The sequence below is a fragment of the Kitasatospora purpeofusca genome (genome assembly GCF_036010405.1).
In the GTDB taxonomy this organism is placed as follows: domain Bacteria; phylum Actinomycetota; class Actinomycetes; order Streptomycetales; family Streptomycetaceae; genus Kitasatospora; species Kitasatospora purpeofusca.
In genome coordinates this window covers 3,692,533-3,706,957 of the sequence record NZ_CP108561.1, presented here as the reverse complement: position 1 = coordinate 3,706,957, position 14,425 = coordinate 3,692,533, and the positions used below count along the sequence as shown (strand labels likewise).

General features: G+C 74.4%; 8 protein-coding genes. 3 read left to right on the top strand and 5 right to left on the bottom strand.

Features of this window, described 5'->3' with window-relative positions; translation table 11 throughout:
• Window positions 1-80: 80 nt before the first annotated feature.
• On the bottom strand, window positions 81-1,220 hold the full coding sequence (locus OG715_RS16100) for an HAD family hydrolase (protein ID WP_266269456.1): 1,140 nt from the start codon (window positions 1,218-1,220) through the stop codon (window positions 81-83).
• Between the two features lie 716 nt (window positions 1,221-1,936).
• Between OG715_RS16100 and OG715_RS16095 the strand changes: the two genes are divergently transcribed.
• The gene (locus tag OG715_RS16095) at window positions 1,937-2,416 is read left to right on the top strand and encodes a universal stress protein (RefSeq protein WP_234371483.1); all 480 of its coding nucleotides are present in this window, start codon (window positions 1,937-1,939) and stop codon (window positions 2,414-2,416) included.
• Between the two features lie 166 nt (window positions 2,417-2,582).
• Here the strand turns inward: OG715_RS16095 and OG715_RS16090 are convergent, their stop codons facing one another.
• The 4 genes from OG715_RS16090 to OG715_RS16075 form a co-directional block, all read right to left on the bottom strand.
• Window positions 2,583-3,770: an acyl-CoA dehydrogenase family protein gene (locus OG715_RS16090; RefSeq protein WP_045942848.1), complete on the bottom strand. Its 1,188-nt coding sequence runs from the start codon at window positions 3,768-3,770 to the stop codon at window positions 2,583-2,585.
• 199 nt (window positions 3,771-3,969) lie between these two features.
• Entirely contained in the window at window positions 3,970-4,989 is a 1,020-nt protein-coding gene (locus OG715_RS16085; RefSeq protein ID WP_407660982.1) for a hydroxymethylglutaryl-CoA lyase, read from the bottom strand.
• A complete protein-coding gene (locus OG715_RS16080; protein WP_266269455.1) occupies window positions 4,986-7,271 on the bottom strand; it encodes an acetyl/propionyl/methylcrotonyl-CoA carboxylase subunit alpha in 2,286 nt (761 codons plus the stop codon). The genes OG715_RS16085 and OG715_RS16080 overlap by 4 nt, the downstream gene beginning before the upstream one ends.
• A 114-nt stretch (window positions 7,272-7,385) precedes the next feature.
• Window positions 7,386-9,107 (bottom strand): carboxyl transferase domain-containing protein, encoded by a 1,722-nt coding sequence (locus OG715_RS16075; RefSeq protein ID WP_266269454.1) that lies wholly within the window; start codon window positions 9,105-9,107, stop codon window positions 7,386-7,388.
• A gap of 134 nt (window positions 9,108-9,241) precedes the next feature.
• Here OG715_RS16075 and OG715_RS16070 point away from each other — a divergent pair, with 134 nt between their 5' ends.
• On the top strand, window positions 9,242-9,958 hold the full coding sequence (locus OG715_RS16070) for a TetR/AcrR family transcriptional regulator (RefSeq protein ID WP_266269453.1): 717 nt from the start codon (window positions 9,242-9,244) through the stop codon (window positions 9,956-9,958).
• Between the two features lie 510 nt (window positions 9,959-10,468).
• Window positions 10,469-14,359 (top strand): ABC transporter ATP-binding protein, encoded by a 3,891-nt coding sequence (locus OG715_RS16065; RefSeq protein WP_266271691.1) that lies wholly within the window; start codon window positions 10,469-10,471, stop codon window positions 14,357-14,359.
• The last annotated feature ends 66 nt before the right edge of the window (window positions 14,360-14,425 follow it).

Genomic DNA, 14,425 nt, shown 5'->3' with positions numbered 1-14,425 from the left:
TGGGGCGGCTGGGGACGGTGGGCCGGCCGGCGACCCGGTCGGCCGGTCGATTCGGAGGGGCCGGCGGGGCCCGCGGTGCGCTACCCGGCGCGGGCCGCACTCGCCGCCGAGGCGTCCGGAGCCGGCATCGACGGCGGCGAGGAGGGCGACGGCGACGGCCGGACGGGGAGCGGGACCGGCGGCGGCGTCGCTCCGGGGCGGCCGTCGGACCACCGGGCAAACCCGTCGGACCGGTTTCGGACAGCGGATCCGGCCGTCGCGGCGGACGAGGCATCGCTGTCGGCGTGCGCGACAGAAGGCGCATGCCCGCCGTCCGGGGCGGACAGCAGGAACTGCACGCTGTGGTGCGCGCCGCTCTGCGCCGTCGGACCCTGCTCCAGCACCGCTCCGCCCCGCGCCCCGCTCGCGACGGCCCCGCCTGCGACCGGCAGGCTCACGACCGCCCCGCCTGCGGCTGCCCCGTTCGAGGCCGCCCCGTTCGAGGCTGCCCCGTTTGCGACCGCCCCGCGCCGTCGCCCTGGTGCCCCGGCCCGCACCGCCGGGCGGGGCGACGGTGCGCTGCGGGCTGCCAGCACCTGCCCGACGGCCTCCGGCAGACCGGCCGCCTTGAGCGTGGGCCGGTAGCCGGGCTCCGCCCAGGGCCGGCCGTGGTGCAGCCAGACGCTCCGCAGCCCGGCCAGCTCGGCACCCGCGATGTCGGCGGGAGCGTGGTCCCCGACCATCCAGGTGTGCGCGGCCCAGTCCCCGGTCGGTGCGACGCCGCACCGCCGCGCCGCGATCTCGAAGATCAGCGGGTCCGGCTTGAGGCAGTCGGCCTCCTCGGAGATCACCCAGCCGTCGACCATCGGACCGAGGCCGGTCCGCCGGATCTTCTCCAGCTGGGCCCCGGTGCCGCCGTTGCTGACGATGCCCAGCGTCCACCCGGCGGCGCGCGCGGCCCGCAACGCGTCGAGGTTGCGCGCCGGGCAGTGGATGTGGGCGTTGATACCGCGCCGGTAGTGCGCGAGCAGCCGGTCGAGCGACTCGTCCAGGCCGTAGCGGCGGCGGGCGGCGGACAGTACGGTGCTGCGCGGCACGTAGCCGCCGCCGTCGATGGTGGCGAGCCACTCGACGTCGGCGGGCGGCAGGGCCCGTTCGAGCAGGAAATCCTGAGCCCAGGCCCGGAATGCGGCGTCCCTGGGGAGCAGCGTGTTGTCGAGGTCGAGCAGGAGCAGGGGCATGCCGAGCATGCTGCCAGCGGCCGTGCCTATGCATCTGGCAAATGCCGGGCGCCGTCGCGAACCCGTACGTATTGGCTGAAACGGGGTGCCGGGACCGTTCGGCTCCGCACGGTCCCGGGGCGGGCGGCGGCCCGGACCGCCTCACTGGCCGGTGACCGGCCCGCAACGGATCGTCATCGATCCATGACAGTCCGGTCACGGTGTCCCGGAGTCCTGTTGCGCCGCCCGGTCCGCTCAGTCAAGCTCCAGGGAACCTCCTTCGCCGGAGGGGCGTTCTCGCGCTCGGGCAAGGGGCGCACGGCCGTCGGCACGCGCATCCCTCGTTCGCGGGAAGAGTGTCGCCCCGAGGCCGCACGGCTGGGCGGTATGCCCCGCCCGACGTACTCTGAAAGGAACAGGTCACAAACGGTGGTGCTCGGTGCAGACCGACGACTTCCCGTGGGCGGGCCTGCCGCTCGGGCAGCGTTGTCCTCTCCTTTCGGCCCATCTCCTTCGAAGAGCCTTGTGCCATGGCTGGTTCTGAGCACTCCCGACCGGGGGAACCGGGCGCGGACGCCCGGAGCGGTGGTTTCGCCCGCCCCCTTCGCAACCTCGCGCGCCGCGGCCGCTCCGGTTCCGGCTCCCGCCAGCGGCGCGACGCCCGGCGGTCCGGCCCCCAGGAGCCCCCGGTGACCGGCCGGCCGGGACCGGGCGCCGACCGCCCGGACACCGCCGGCCTGCCCGGTGCGGCCGGAGAGGCGGCCGTCCGGGAGGCACCCGCCAAGTCCTGCGACCCCGCGTTCCAGCACGGCGTGGTGGTGGGCTTCGACGGCTCGCTGTCCAGCGAGCGCGCCCTCGCCTACGCGGTGGGCATGGCCCGCCGCTCCCAGTGCGGGCTGGTGATCGTGCACGTCGCCAACCGGCTGCCCGCCACCGTGTGGGCAGGCTGCGAACCGCCGGTGTTCGTGGACCTCCCCGACCACCGGACGGAGGTGCTCGGCCTGGAACTCGCCTGCGCGGACTTCCTCTCCGGAGTGCCCTGGATCCTGGTCGAGCGGGGTGGCGACATCTGCCACGAGATCGAGGAGGTCGGCCGCGAGTTCGCCGCCGACGCGATCGTGGTCGGCACCACGCACGGCCTGCTCGGCAAGATCTTCGGCTCGGTCTCCGGCCGTCTCGCCCGCCGCGCCAACCGCCCGGTGATCGTCATCCCCTGACGTTCACGGGTGCTGCTGTTCCGGTACGGCTGTTCCGGTGCTGCTCTTCCGGGGGGCTCCTTCGTCTTCCCGGGCGCCCCGCCGAGCGCCCTCTCGGACGTGTTGCGGCCCTCCGCGCCGGCCCCGACGGGCGGCGCGGAGGGCCGGAAAAGGACCTGGCGCAGCCTCAGGAGACGCCGAGCTCACGGGCGATGAGCATGCGCTGCACCTCCGAGGTGCCCTCGCCGATCTCCAGGATCTTGCAGTCCCGCCAGAAGCGGGCGACGGGGAACTCGTTCATGAAGCCGTACCCGCCGTGGATCTGGGTCGCCTCGCGGGCGTTGTCGACGGCGGCCTCCGACGAGTACAGCTTGGCGATCGCGGCCTCCTTCTTGAACGGTTCCGAGTGCAGCAGTCGGGAAGCGGCGTCCCGCCAGGCGAGGCGGGAGGTGTGGGCGCGCATCTCCATGTCGGCGAGCTTGAACTGGATGGCCTGGTTGGCGCCGATCGGCCGGCCGAAGGCGCGGCGGGTACCGGCGTAGAGGACGGACTGGTCGACGCAGCCCTGGGCCAGGCCGGTGGCCAGGGCGGCGATCGCGATGCGGCCCTCGTCGAGGATCCGCAGGAACTGGGCGTAGCCGCGACCTCGCTCGCCCAGCAGGTTGGCCGCGGGAACGCGGCAGTCGGTAAAGGACAGTTCGCGGGTGTCGGATGCGTTCCATCCGACCTTCGAGTACTTCTTCGACACCTGGAACCCGGGGGTCCCGGTGGGCACGATGATGGAGGAGATTTCGCGCCGAGGCGAGGAGAATTCGCCCTCTTCACTCGAACGAGCGAGCGGTTCGGTGAGCGCGGTGACGGTGACCAGACCCGTGATGTCGGTACCGGAGTTGGTGATGAAGCACTTGGTGCCGTTGATCACCCACTCGTCGGTGGCCTCGTCGTAGCGGGCGGTGGTGCGGGTCGCCCCGGCGTCGGAACCGCCCTCCGGCTCGGTCAGGCCGAACGCGCCGAGCAGCTCGCCGGAGGTCAGCCGGGGCAGCCACTCCCGCTTCTGCTCCTCCGTGCCGAAGCGGTGGATGGGCATCGCGCCGAGCGAGACCGCCGCCTCCAGGGTGATCGCGACCGAGGAGTCGACCCGGGCCAGCTCCTCCAGCACCAGGCAGAGCGCGAAGTAGTCGCCGCCCATGCCGCCGTACTCCTCCGGGAACGGCAGGCCGAACAGGCCCATCCGCCCCATCTCCCGCACGATCTCGTAGGGGAACTCGCCCTGCTCGTAGTACTCGCCGATCTTCGGCGCGACCACGTCCTGGGCGAATTCGGCCACGGTGCGCCGCAGTTCCTCGTACTCGGTGTTCAACCGGTGGTCGAGCATGGTGATCCTCCTGGGGCCCCGCCGGGGTGGGCGCGGGCGTGGTCGGGGCGACCGGCGTCCGTGCGGGTGTGACGGACGGCGGACGGTGCGAAGAGCGGACGAACGGGGGTGGACCGGCCGGTGGTCGAACGGCCGGGTCCGCGGGGTGCCGGCCGGGCGGGCAGTCGCCCGGCCGACGGGCGGGACGGTCGGTGCGGGGTCAGTCCCGGGCTCCGGCCCCGACGGCGCCGAGCAGGGCCTGGACCGTGCGGGACGGGCTCGGGCGGCCGAGCCGGCGCGCCATCCAGCCGCTGGTGGCGACCAGGGCGCGCAGGTCGACGCCGGTCCGGATGCCGAGGCCGTGCAGCATCCACACCAGGTCCTCGGTGGCCAGGTTGCCGGTGGCGCTCTTGGCGTAGGGGCAGCCGCCCAGGCCGCCGGCGGACGCGTCCACGGTGGTGACCCCGGCGCGCAGCGCGGTCAGCGTGTTGCTGAGCGCCTGGCCGTAGGTGTCGTGGAAGTGCACCGCCAGCCGGTCGACGGGCACGCCCGCCGCCGCGAACCCGTCGAGCAGGTCGGTGACCTGGCCCGGGGTGGCCACGCCGATGGTGTCGCCGAGGCTCAGCTCGGCGCAGCCCATCTCCAGCAGCCGCAGACCGGACCGGACCACCTGGGCGACCGGGACCGGACCCTCCCAGGGGTCGCCGAAGCACATCGACAGGTAGCCGCGGACCGGGACCCCGGCCGCCGAGGCCCGTTCCACCACGGGGCGGAACATCGCCATCGCCTCGTCCGCCGAGCGGTTGAGGTTGCGGCGGGCGAAGGTCTCGGTGGCGCTGGCGAACACCGCGACATCGGTGGCGTGGTGGGCCAGCGCGCGGTCGAGCCCGCGCTCGTTGGGCACCAGCACCGGCAGCCGCAGCCCGGGGCGGCGCTCCGGGAGGTCGGCCAGCCGGGGCATCAGTTCCTCGGCGTCGGCGAGCTGGGGCACCCATTTCGGGTGGACGAAGCTGGTGGCCTCGACGGTGCGCAGCCCGGCGGCGGCCAGCCGGTCGATGAACTCGGCCTTGACCCCGACCGGGACGAGGGCGCTCTCGTTCTGCAGCCCGTCGCGCGGACCGACCTCGTGGATCCGCACCTCCTCGGGCAGGCCGGGGGCGCGGACCGGGGTGGGCAGCCCCAGGTCGAGGGCGTCGGGTTCCCGCGCGGGGTCGGCGCCTCTCGGCGCGGTGGCGGTCACGACCGGACCGCCGGAACGGGCCCGTCGGCCACCGGGCGGGGCTCGGACCCGGCCTCGGCCGGGGTCACGACGACCAGCAGTTCCTCCATCGCCACGGTGGCGCCGGCGGTGGCCCGGAGCTCGCTCACCGTGCCGTCGTGCGGGGCCGAGATCACGTGCTCCATCTTCATGGCCTCCAGGACGAGCAGGGGCTGGCCCTTGCGGACCGACTCCCCGGCGGTGGTCTTGACGACCGTGACGGTGCCCGGCATCGGCGCGGTCAGGGCACCGTGGTGGGCGGCGCCGTCGGCGGCGCCCTCGCCGACCGGGTCGTGGCCGTGCACCGGCCAGGCGTCGCCGTCGACACCGAGCCAGGTCACCGGGCCGGCGGCCGGGGCGGTCCGGTCCTCGGCGAGGGCGAAGCCCGTCCGCAGGCCGTCGACGGTCAGCCGCAGGCGGTCGCCGGAGCAGTCGGCCGCGGCCCGGTGGACCGGTCCGGCGCCGAGCCTGATCTCGACCTCGGCGGCGGTCCCGGACGGATTGTCGGTGGCCTCCGCTACGTTGCTCGCAGTGATCGGACGGATGCTCACCGACACCGGGTCCTGGCCGGGGACGCGGAGCCGGTGGGTGGTCCAGGCGGGGTCGCCGCCGAGGCGCCAGCCGGAGGGGAGGGAGAAGGGGTCGGTCCAGCCGTCGGCGTCGGCGGCGGGGGTGAGGTCCAGGTGCCGCGCCAGCGCGGCCGCGTAGTAGAGGAGGTGGGCCGGTGCCGGTTCCTCCGGCGGCAGGGTGTCCGGGGTGCCAGCGGCCGTCGCCGGGTTCTCGGAGGCCGTCGTCGGCTTCTCGGCCGAGGTGGCCGCAGTGGCCGGGGAGTACGGCGAGGCGAGCAGTCCGGGCTCGCGCTGCGCCGTCTGCTCGACCAGGCCGGTGTCGAGCCGTCCTGCGGCGACCTCGGGGTGTGCGAGGAGCCGTCGAAGGAAGCCGGTGTTGGTGGTGACGCCGAGGATCCGGGTGTCCGCGAGGGCGGCGCGCAGGCGCCGCAGCGCGGTCGGGCGGTCGGGTCCGTAGGCGATGACCTTGGCGAGCATGGGGTCGTAGGAGCTGGTGATCACGGTCCCGGGGGCGACCCCGGAGTCCACCCGGATGCCTTCGCCCCGGGGTTCGTCGAGGAGCAGGATGCGTCCGCCGGTGGGCAGGAAGTCCCGTTCCGGGTCCTCGGCGCAGATCCGGGCCTCGATGGCGTGGCCCTGGAAGGAGATGTCGGACTGGGTGAAGGCGAGGGGTTCACCGGCGGCGACCCGCAGCTGCCACTCGACCAGGTCGAGCCGCCCCGAGCCGGCCACGGCGACGGCGAGTTCGGTGACGGGGTGTTCCACCTGGAGACGGGTGTTCATCTCCATGAAGAAGAAGTCCCGCACGCCCTCCGTGGGGGTGGGGGAGTCCGGGTCGATGCCGGGGACGATGAACTCCACGGTGCCGGCGCCGGTGTAGCCGCAGGACTCGGCGGCCCGGACGGCCGCGGCGCCCATGGCGGCGCGGGTCTCGGCATTGAGCAGGACGGAGGGAGCCTCTTCGATCAGCTTCTGGTGGCGGCGCTGCAGGCTGCACTCGCGCTCGCCGAGGTGGACGGTGGTGCCGTGGGCGTCGGCCAGCACCTGCACCTCGATGTGGCGCGGCCGGTCGACCCAGCGCTCCAGCAGCAGGGTGTCGTCGCCGAAGGCGGTGCGGGCGACGCGCCGGGCGGCGGCGATCTCGGTCGGCAGCTCGGCCGGGTCGCGGACCAGGCGCATGCCCTTGCCGCCGCCTCCGGCGGAGGGCTTGAGCAGGACGGGGTAGCCGATCCCGACGGCCGCCGCGACGAGGTCCTCGTCGGTGGGCGCGGTGGCCCGGCTGCCCGGGACCACCGGCACACCGGCGGCCCGCACGGCCTCCTTGGCGTTGATCTTGTCACCCATCAGCTCGACCGCGGCGGGAGGAGGACCGATGAAGACGAGGCCGGCGTCGGCGCAGGCGCGGGCGAAGGAGGCGTTCTCGGCGAGGAAGCCGTAGCCGGGGTGGACGGCCCGGGCGCCGGTCCGGCGGGCCGCGGCGAGGATCTGGTCGGTCCGCAGGTAGGTCTCGGCGGCGGAGCTGTCGCTGCGGTCGGCCGGGCCGAGCCGGACCGCGACGTCGGCCTCGCGGACGTGCGGCGCGTCGGCGTCGGCGTCGCTGAACACGGCGACCGAGCGCACGCCGAGCCGCCGCAGGGTGCGGATCACCCGGACGGCGATCTCGCCGCGGTTGGCGACCAGAACTGTGTCGAACATGGGAGGCGTTCCTCCGGGTCGAGGGGGCCGTACGAAGGAGGTGGCGGGCACCGGGTGGGTGCCGGGCACCGGGGAGGGCGGCGGAGCGGGTGGGCCGCCGCCCCGGGCGGAGCGCTACATGCGGAAGACGCCGAACGGGCCGGGCGCCGGGAGCGGGGCGTTGGCGCAGGCGGTGAGGGCGAGGCCGAGGACGGTCCGGGTGTCCATCGGGTCGATCACGCCGTCGTCCCAGAGCCGGGCGGTGGCGTAGTAGGCGTTGCCCTGGCGCTCGTACTGCTCGCGGACGGGGCGCTTGAACTCCTCCTCCGCCTCGGTGGCCCACTCCTCGCCGTGGGCCTCCAACTGGTCGCGGCGGACGGTGGCCAGCACCGACGCGGCCTGCTCGCCGCCCATCACCGAGATCTTGGCGTTCGGCCACATCCACAGGAAGCGGGGTGAGTAGGCCCGGCCGCACATCGAGTAGTTGCCGGCCCCGTAGGAGCCGCCGATCACCACCGTCAGCTTCGGGACGCGGGTGCAGGCGACGGCGTTGACCATCTTGGCGCCGTGCTTGGCGATGCCGCCCGCCTCGTACTGCCGGCCGACCATGAAGCCGGTGATGTTCTGCAGGAAGAGGAGGGGGATGCCGCGCTGGTCGCACAGCTCGATGAAGTGGGCGCCCTTGAGGGCGGACTCGGCGAACAACACGCCGTTGTTGGCGACGATGCCGACCGGGTGGCCGTGGATCCGGGCGAAGCCGGTCACCAGGGTCGCGCCGTACTCGGCCTTGAACTCGGCGAACCGGCTGCCGTCGACCAGCCGGGCGATCACCTCGCGCACGTCGTACGGCGTGCGCGGGTCGACCGGGACGGCCCCGTACAGGCCGGCCGGGTCGACGGCCGGCGGCTCGGCCGGGGCGAGCGGCCACGGGCGGGCGCTGCGCGGGCCGAGCCCGGCGACGATGGTGCGGACGATGGAGAGGGCGTGGGCGTCGTCCTCGGCCAGGTGGTCCGTGACACCGGAGGTCCGGGAGTGCAGATCGCCGCCGCCCAGCTCCTCGGCGGTCACCACCTCACCGGTCGCCGCCTTCACCAGCGGCGGCCCGCCGAGGAAGATGGTGCCCTGGTTGCGGACGATGACGGCCTGGTCGCTCATCGCCGGGACGTACGCGCCGCCGGCCGTGCAGGAGCCCAGCACGGCGGCGATCTGCGGGATGCCCGCGGCGGAGAGGCGCGCCTGGTTGTAGAAGATCCGGCCGAAGTGGTCGCGGTCCGGGAAGACCTCGTCCTGCATCGGGAGGAAGGCGCCGCCGGAGTCGACCAGGTAGACGCAGGGGAGCCGGTTCTCCAGCGCGACCTCCTGGGCGCGCAGGTGCTTCTTGACCGTCATCGGGTAGTAGGTGCCGCCCTTGACGGTGGCGTCGTTGGCGACCACGACCACCTCGCGCCCGGCGACCCGGCCGATGCCGGCGATCACCCCGGCGGCCGGGGCGGCGCCGTCGTACATCCCGTCGGCTGCCAGCGGGGCCAGTTCGAGGAAGGGGGAGGCCGGGTCGAGCAGGGTGTCCACCCGGTCACGGGGGAGCAGTTTGCCGCGCGCGGTGTGGCGGGCGCGGGCCTTGGCGCCGCCGCCGAGCGCGGCGGTGCCGAGCTTCTCGCGGAGTTCGGCGACCAGGGCCCGGTGGGCGTCGGTGTTCGTCCGGAACGCCTCGGACCCGGGGTCGGCGGCCGTGTCGAGGCGGGGCGCCGGTGCGGCCGCGCCGGGTGCGCCGCGGCCGTGGGCCGCGCCGCCCGCCGGGGTGCCGGTAGCCGCGTTGCCATTGATGCCGGTGGGTGCGCCGACAGTGGAGATGACCATCCCAAGAGCTCCCTTGCCCTCGGCGGCAGGTGGGCCGACAGGGCCGGTGAGCCCGCGACCCCCACACGTTAATGAACGTTAACTTCCGTCGCCCAGGTTAACCACCGATAACCCGACTGTCTACGATGGTCGGCATGCCGAACGTCCCGTCCGCCTCCGGGCTCGCACGCCGCGACCAGATCCGCAGGGAGGCCGCGCGACTGTTCGCGGCCCGTGGCTTCCTCGGGGTGGGTGTCGACGAGATCGGCAAAGCCGTCGGCATCAGCGGCCCCGGTCTCTACCGGCACTTCGCCGGCAAGGACGCGATGCTCGCGGACCTGCTGGTCGGCATCAGCGAGCGGCTGCTGGAGGAGGGCCGCCGCCGGGCCGGCGGCAGTGAGGGCCCGGCCGCCGCGCTGGACGCGCTGATCGGCGGCCATGTCGACTTCGCGCTCGACGACCGCGACCTGATCACGCTGCACGACCGGGAACTGCTCAACCTCCGCGACGAGGACCGCCGTACCGTCCGCCGCCTCCAGCGCGCCTACGTGGAGCTCTGGGTGGAGGAGGTCCGCCGGGCCTTCCCGCCGCTCGCCGCCCCGACCGCCGAGCCGGTCGCCCGGGCGGCCGTGCACGCCGTCTTCGGGCTGATCAACTCGACCCCGCACAGCCACGGCCCGAACCCCGCCCAGGGGGACGAGCGCGCCGGGCTCACCCGCGACGCGATGGCCGCCCTGCTGCGCGACCTCGCCCACGGCGCGTTCTCGGCGGCCGCCGACTCCGTCGCCGCCGCCGTCACCGTGACCGCCGCCGATGCTGTCACCGTGACCGCCACCACCGCCACCACCGTCACCGACGCCGCACGGGCCTGACCACCGGGCCCGCCGACCCCCGCGGCGCCGTTGCTCCATTCGGGCGAGCCGGGTCGGCCGCCCGACCTAGGACCAAGGGAGGTCCGCCCCCTGCGTCGGTGGGCGGTGGGCGGTTCCCGCTCCGTCGGCGACCCTGGTAACGAGCGCCGGTCCGGCCCGGCGGGAATCACCGCAGGCCGAGGGCTGTTGGCCCGACCGTCGGGCCGGGACCTCCGGCGCGTCCTGGCCTGAAAAATCCATGGCGGTCACCCGACGGAATGGTTAGCATCCCTAAATATGCCTGAGACTCACGGATCTACGGTGGAGCTTTCCCCGAGCGGCACCCGAACCGGCACCCCGGGCGCGGACGCCGCCAAGAGCGGCGCGGGCACCTCGGCGGACAAGCCCGCGGACGGGCCTGCCCGACCGGGCCAGGAGCCCGGACAGTCCACGACCGCCTCCGACACGCCCGACGGCTCCGGCACGCCGGCCGGCGCCGACGGCCCCGAGGGCGCGGGCTGGCTCCGACGGCTGCTCGGCTACTGCTGGCGCTCCCGGCGCAGCGTGCTGCTCGCCTTCGGCGCCTCGCTGCTGGGCATGGCCGTCACCGCCCTGGTGCCCCTGGTCACCAAGCTGATCATCGACGACGTCATCACCGCGCACTCCCGGCCGCTCGCCCCGTGGGCCGTCGTCCTGCTGCTGGCCGCCGCCGTCGTGTTCGGCTGCACCCAGGTCCGCCGCTACTACGGCGGGCAGCTGGCCGTCGACGTCCAGCACGACCTGCGCGCGGACCTCTTCCGCTCGCTCGGCAGACTCGACGGCCACCGCCAGGACCGGCTCGACACCGGACAGGTGGTCGGCCGCGCGACCTCCGACCTCCAACTGGTCAACGGGCTGCTCTCGATGCTGCCCATGATGACCGGCTACCTGCTGATGTTCGTCATGTCGCTCGGCGTGATGCTCTGGCTCTCGCCGCCGCTCACCCTGGTCGCGCTGGTGATGGCCCCGGTGCTGTGGTGGGTCTCGACGCTCAGCCGCAAGCGGCTGTTCCCCTCCACCTGGGCCGCCCAGCAGGAGGCCGCAGCCGTCGCCGGGGTGGTGGACGAGGCCATCGGCGGCGTGCGGGTGGTCAAGGGCTTCGGCCAGGAGGGGCAGGAGCTGGACAAGCTGGAGGCGGCCTCGCGCAGCCTCTTCGCGTCCCGGCTGCGCTCGATCCGGCTCAACAGCCGCTACAACCCCGCCATGCAGGCCGTTCCGGCGCTCGCCCAGGTGGCGGTGCTGGCCTTCGGCGGCTGGCTGGCGGTCGAAGGGCAGGTCTCGCTCGGCACCTTCGTCGCCTTCTCCACCTATGTCGCGCAGATGACCGGCCCGGTCCGGATGCTGACCATGGTCATCACGGTCGGCCAGCAGGCCCGGGCCGGTGTCGAGCGCGTGCTCCAGCTGATCGACGAGCGGCCGCTGGTCCGGGAGCGCCCGGACGCGGTCGTCCTCGACCCGGCCGCGGAACCGGCCGCCGGCACCGCCGTACCCGGCGCGGGCCCGGACACCACCCCGCCCGTCACCCCGCCCGCAGGCCCGCGCGTGGTCGGACCGCTCACCACCGAGGTGGCGCTGGAGTTCGACCGGGTCGGGTTCCGCTACGACCCCGAGCACCCGGCCCCGGTCCTGCACGGCCTCAGCCTCCGCCTCGCCCCCGGCGAGACCCTCGCCCTGGTCGGCTCCTCCGGTTCGGGCAAGTCCACCGTCGCGCAGCTGGTCCCCAGGTTCTACGACCCGGCCGAGGGCGCCGTCCGCCTCTACGGCCACGACCTGCGCGACCTGACCCTCGACTCGGTCCGGTCGGCCGTCGGCATCGTGCCCGAGGAGAGCTTCCTCTTCTCCGAGACCGTCCGCACCAACATCGCCTACGGCCGCCCGGACGCCACCGACGAGCAGATCGTCGCGGCCGCCCGCGCCGCCCAGGCCGACGAGTTCGTCCGGGCGCTGCCCGACGGCTACGGAACGAAGGTCGGCGAGCAGGGCCTCACCCTGTCCGGAGGCCAGCGCCAGCGCATCGCCCTGGCCCGGGCGATCCTCACCGACCCCCGGATCCTGCTGCTCGACGACGCCACCTCGGCCGTGGACCCGCAGATCGAGGCCGAGATCCACGACGCGCTGCGCTCGGTGATGGCCGGCCGCACCACCCTGCTGATCGCCCACCGCCGCTCCACCCTCCAGCTGGCCGACCGGATCGCCGTCCTGGACCACGGCCGTCTGCTCGACATCGGTACGCACGAGGAACTCGACGCCCGATGTCCCCGCTACCGGGCCCTGATCACCGACCCCGAGGCGGGCCGGACCACCCCCGCCGCACCCCCGGCGGCACCCGGAGCGGCCGAGCCGCCCACCACCGTAGGCGCGGAGACGACCGCCACCGGCGCGGAGACCACCGCCACCGGCGCGGAGACCACTGCCGCGGAGGCCGCCGCCGCAGAACCCACCCAGGACCCGGGCGCCCCCACCCCCGCCATGCCCACCCCGGCCCTGGCCAAGGCCGCCCGCACCGCCGCACCCGAACTGCTCGCCCGGGTCGCCGCCCTCCCGCCGGCCACCGACCACCCGGAGATCCCCCGCGCCGAGGCCGAGCGCGGAGACCCCGACTTCAGCCTCCGCCGCCTGCTGCGCCCCTTCCGGGCCCCGCTCGCCCTGGCGCTGCTCCTGGTCACCCTGGACGCGGGCGCCGGCCTGGTCCTGCCGATCCTGATCCGGCACGGCATCGACGACGGCGTCAGCAAGGGCGTCATGACCGGCGTCGCCGTCGCCTCGCTCGCCGCCCTGGTGATCGTCCTGCTGGACTGGCTGGTGCAGGGCGCCGAGAACCGGGTCAGCGGCCGCACCGGCGAGCGGGTGCTCTACACACTCCGGCTCAAGATCTTCGCCCACCTCAACCGGCTCGGCCTCGACTACTACGAGCGTGAACTCTCCGGCCGCATCATGACCCGGATGACCACCGACCTGGACTCGCTCACCTCGTTCCTCCAGACCGGCGTGGTCACGGCGGTGGTCAGCCTGCTGACCTTCGTCGGCATCTTCGCCGCCCTGCTGGTGATCGACGCCGGACTCGCCCTGGCGGTCCTCGCGGTGCTGCCGCTGCTGGCGGTCGCGACCCTGGTGTTCCGCCGGAAGTCCAAGGCCCAGTACGAGATCTCCCGGGACCTCATCAGCACGGTCAACGCGGACCTCCAGGAGAACGTGGCCGGCATGCGGATCGTCCAGGCGTTCCGCCGCCTGGACGCCAACACGGACCGCTTCGTCGCCCGGGGCATCGCCTACCGGGACGCCCGGGTCCGGGCGCAGTTCTACATCTCGCTGTACTTCCCGTTCGTGCAGTTCCTCTCCAGCGTGGCCGCCGCGCTGGTGCTGATCATGGGCGCGTCGCGGGTGGACGCCGGGACGCTCACCGTCGGCGCGCTGGTCGCCTACCTGCTCTACATCGACCTGTTCTTCGCGCCGGTCAACCAGCTCTCCCAGGTGTTCGACGGCTACCAGCAGGCGGCGGTCGGCCTCGGCCGGATCCGCGAACTGCTGCGCACCCCGACCAGCACCGCACAGGCGGCCGACCCGGTGCCGGTCCCGGCCGGGCTGCGCGGCGAGATCGAGTTCGACCGCGTCGGCTTCGCCTACAACGGCGGCGCGGACGGCGCCCCGGACGTCCTCACCGACATCAGCCTGCGGATCCCGGCCGGGCAGACGGTGGCGCTGGTCGGCGAGACGGGGGCCGGCAAGTCGACCCTGGTCAAGCTGGTCGCCCGGTTCTACGACGCGACCTCGGGCACCGTCCGGGTCGACGGCATCGACCTGACCCGCTACGACCTCGCCGAGTACCGGCACCGGCTCGGGGTGGTGCCGCAGGAGGCGTACCTGTTCGCCGGGACGGTGCGCGAGGCCATCGCGTACGGCCGGCCGGGGGCCTCGCCGGCCGAGGTGGAGGCGGCGGCCCGGGCCGTCGGCGCGCACGACATGATCCTCCGGCTGTCCGGCGGCTACGAGCACGAGGTCGCCGGGCGGGGACGGAACCTCTCGGCGGGTCAGCGCCAGCTGATCGCGCTGGCCCGGGCCGAACTGGTCGATCCGGACATCCTGCTGCTGGACGAGGCCACCGCGGCGCTCGACCTGGCCACCGAGGCGGCGGTCAACCACGCCGCGGACCGGCTCAGCGGCGGCCGCACCACCCTGGTCATCGCGCACCGGCTGACCACCGCCGAGCGCGCGGACCGGGTGGTGGTGCTGGACCGGGGCCGGGTGATCGAGGACGGCACGCACAAGGAGCTGCTGGCGCGGGGCGGGGCGTACACCCGGCTCTGGCAGGCGTTCGTGGCGGAGGGGCACCACCGGTCCGGCACGGGGTCCGCCCCGGTCCCGGACGCGATCGCCGGAGCGTGACGGCCGCGGCGTGAGTGGTCGGCGCGGCGCGGGCGGTCCTCACGACCGCCCGCCCCGCCCGACCAC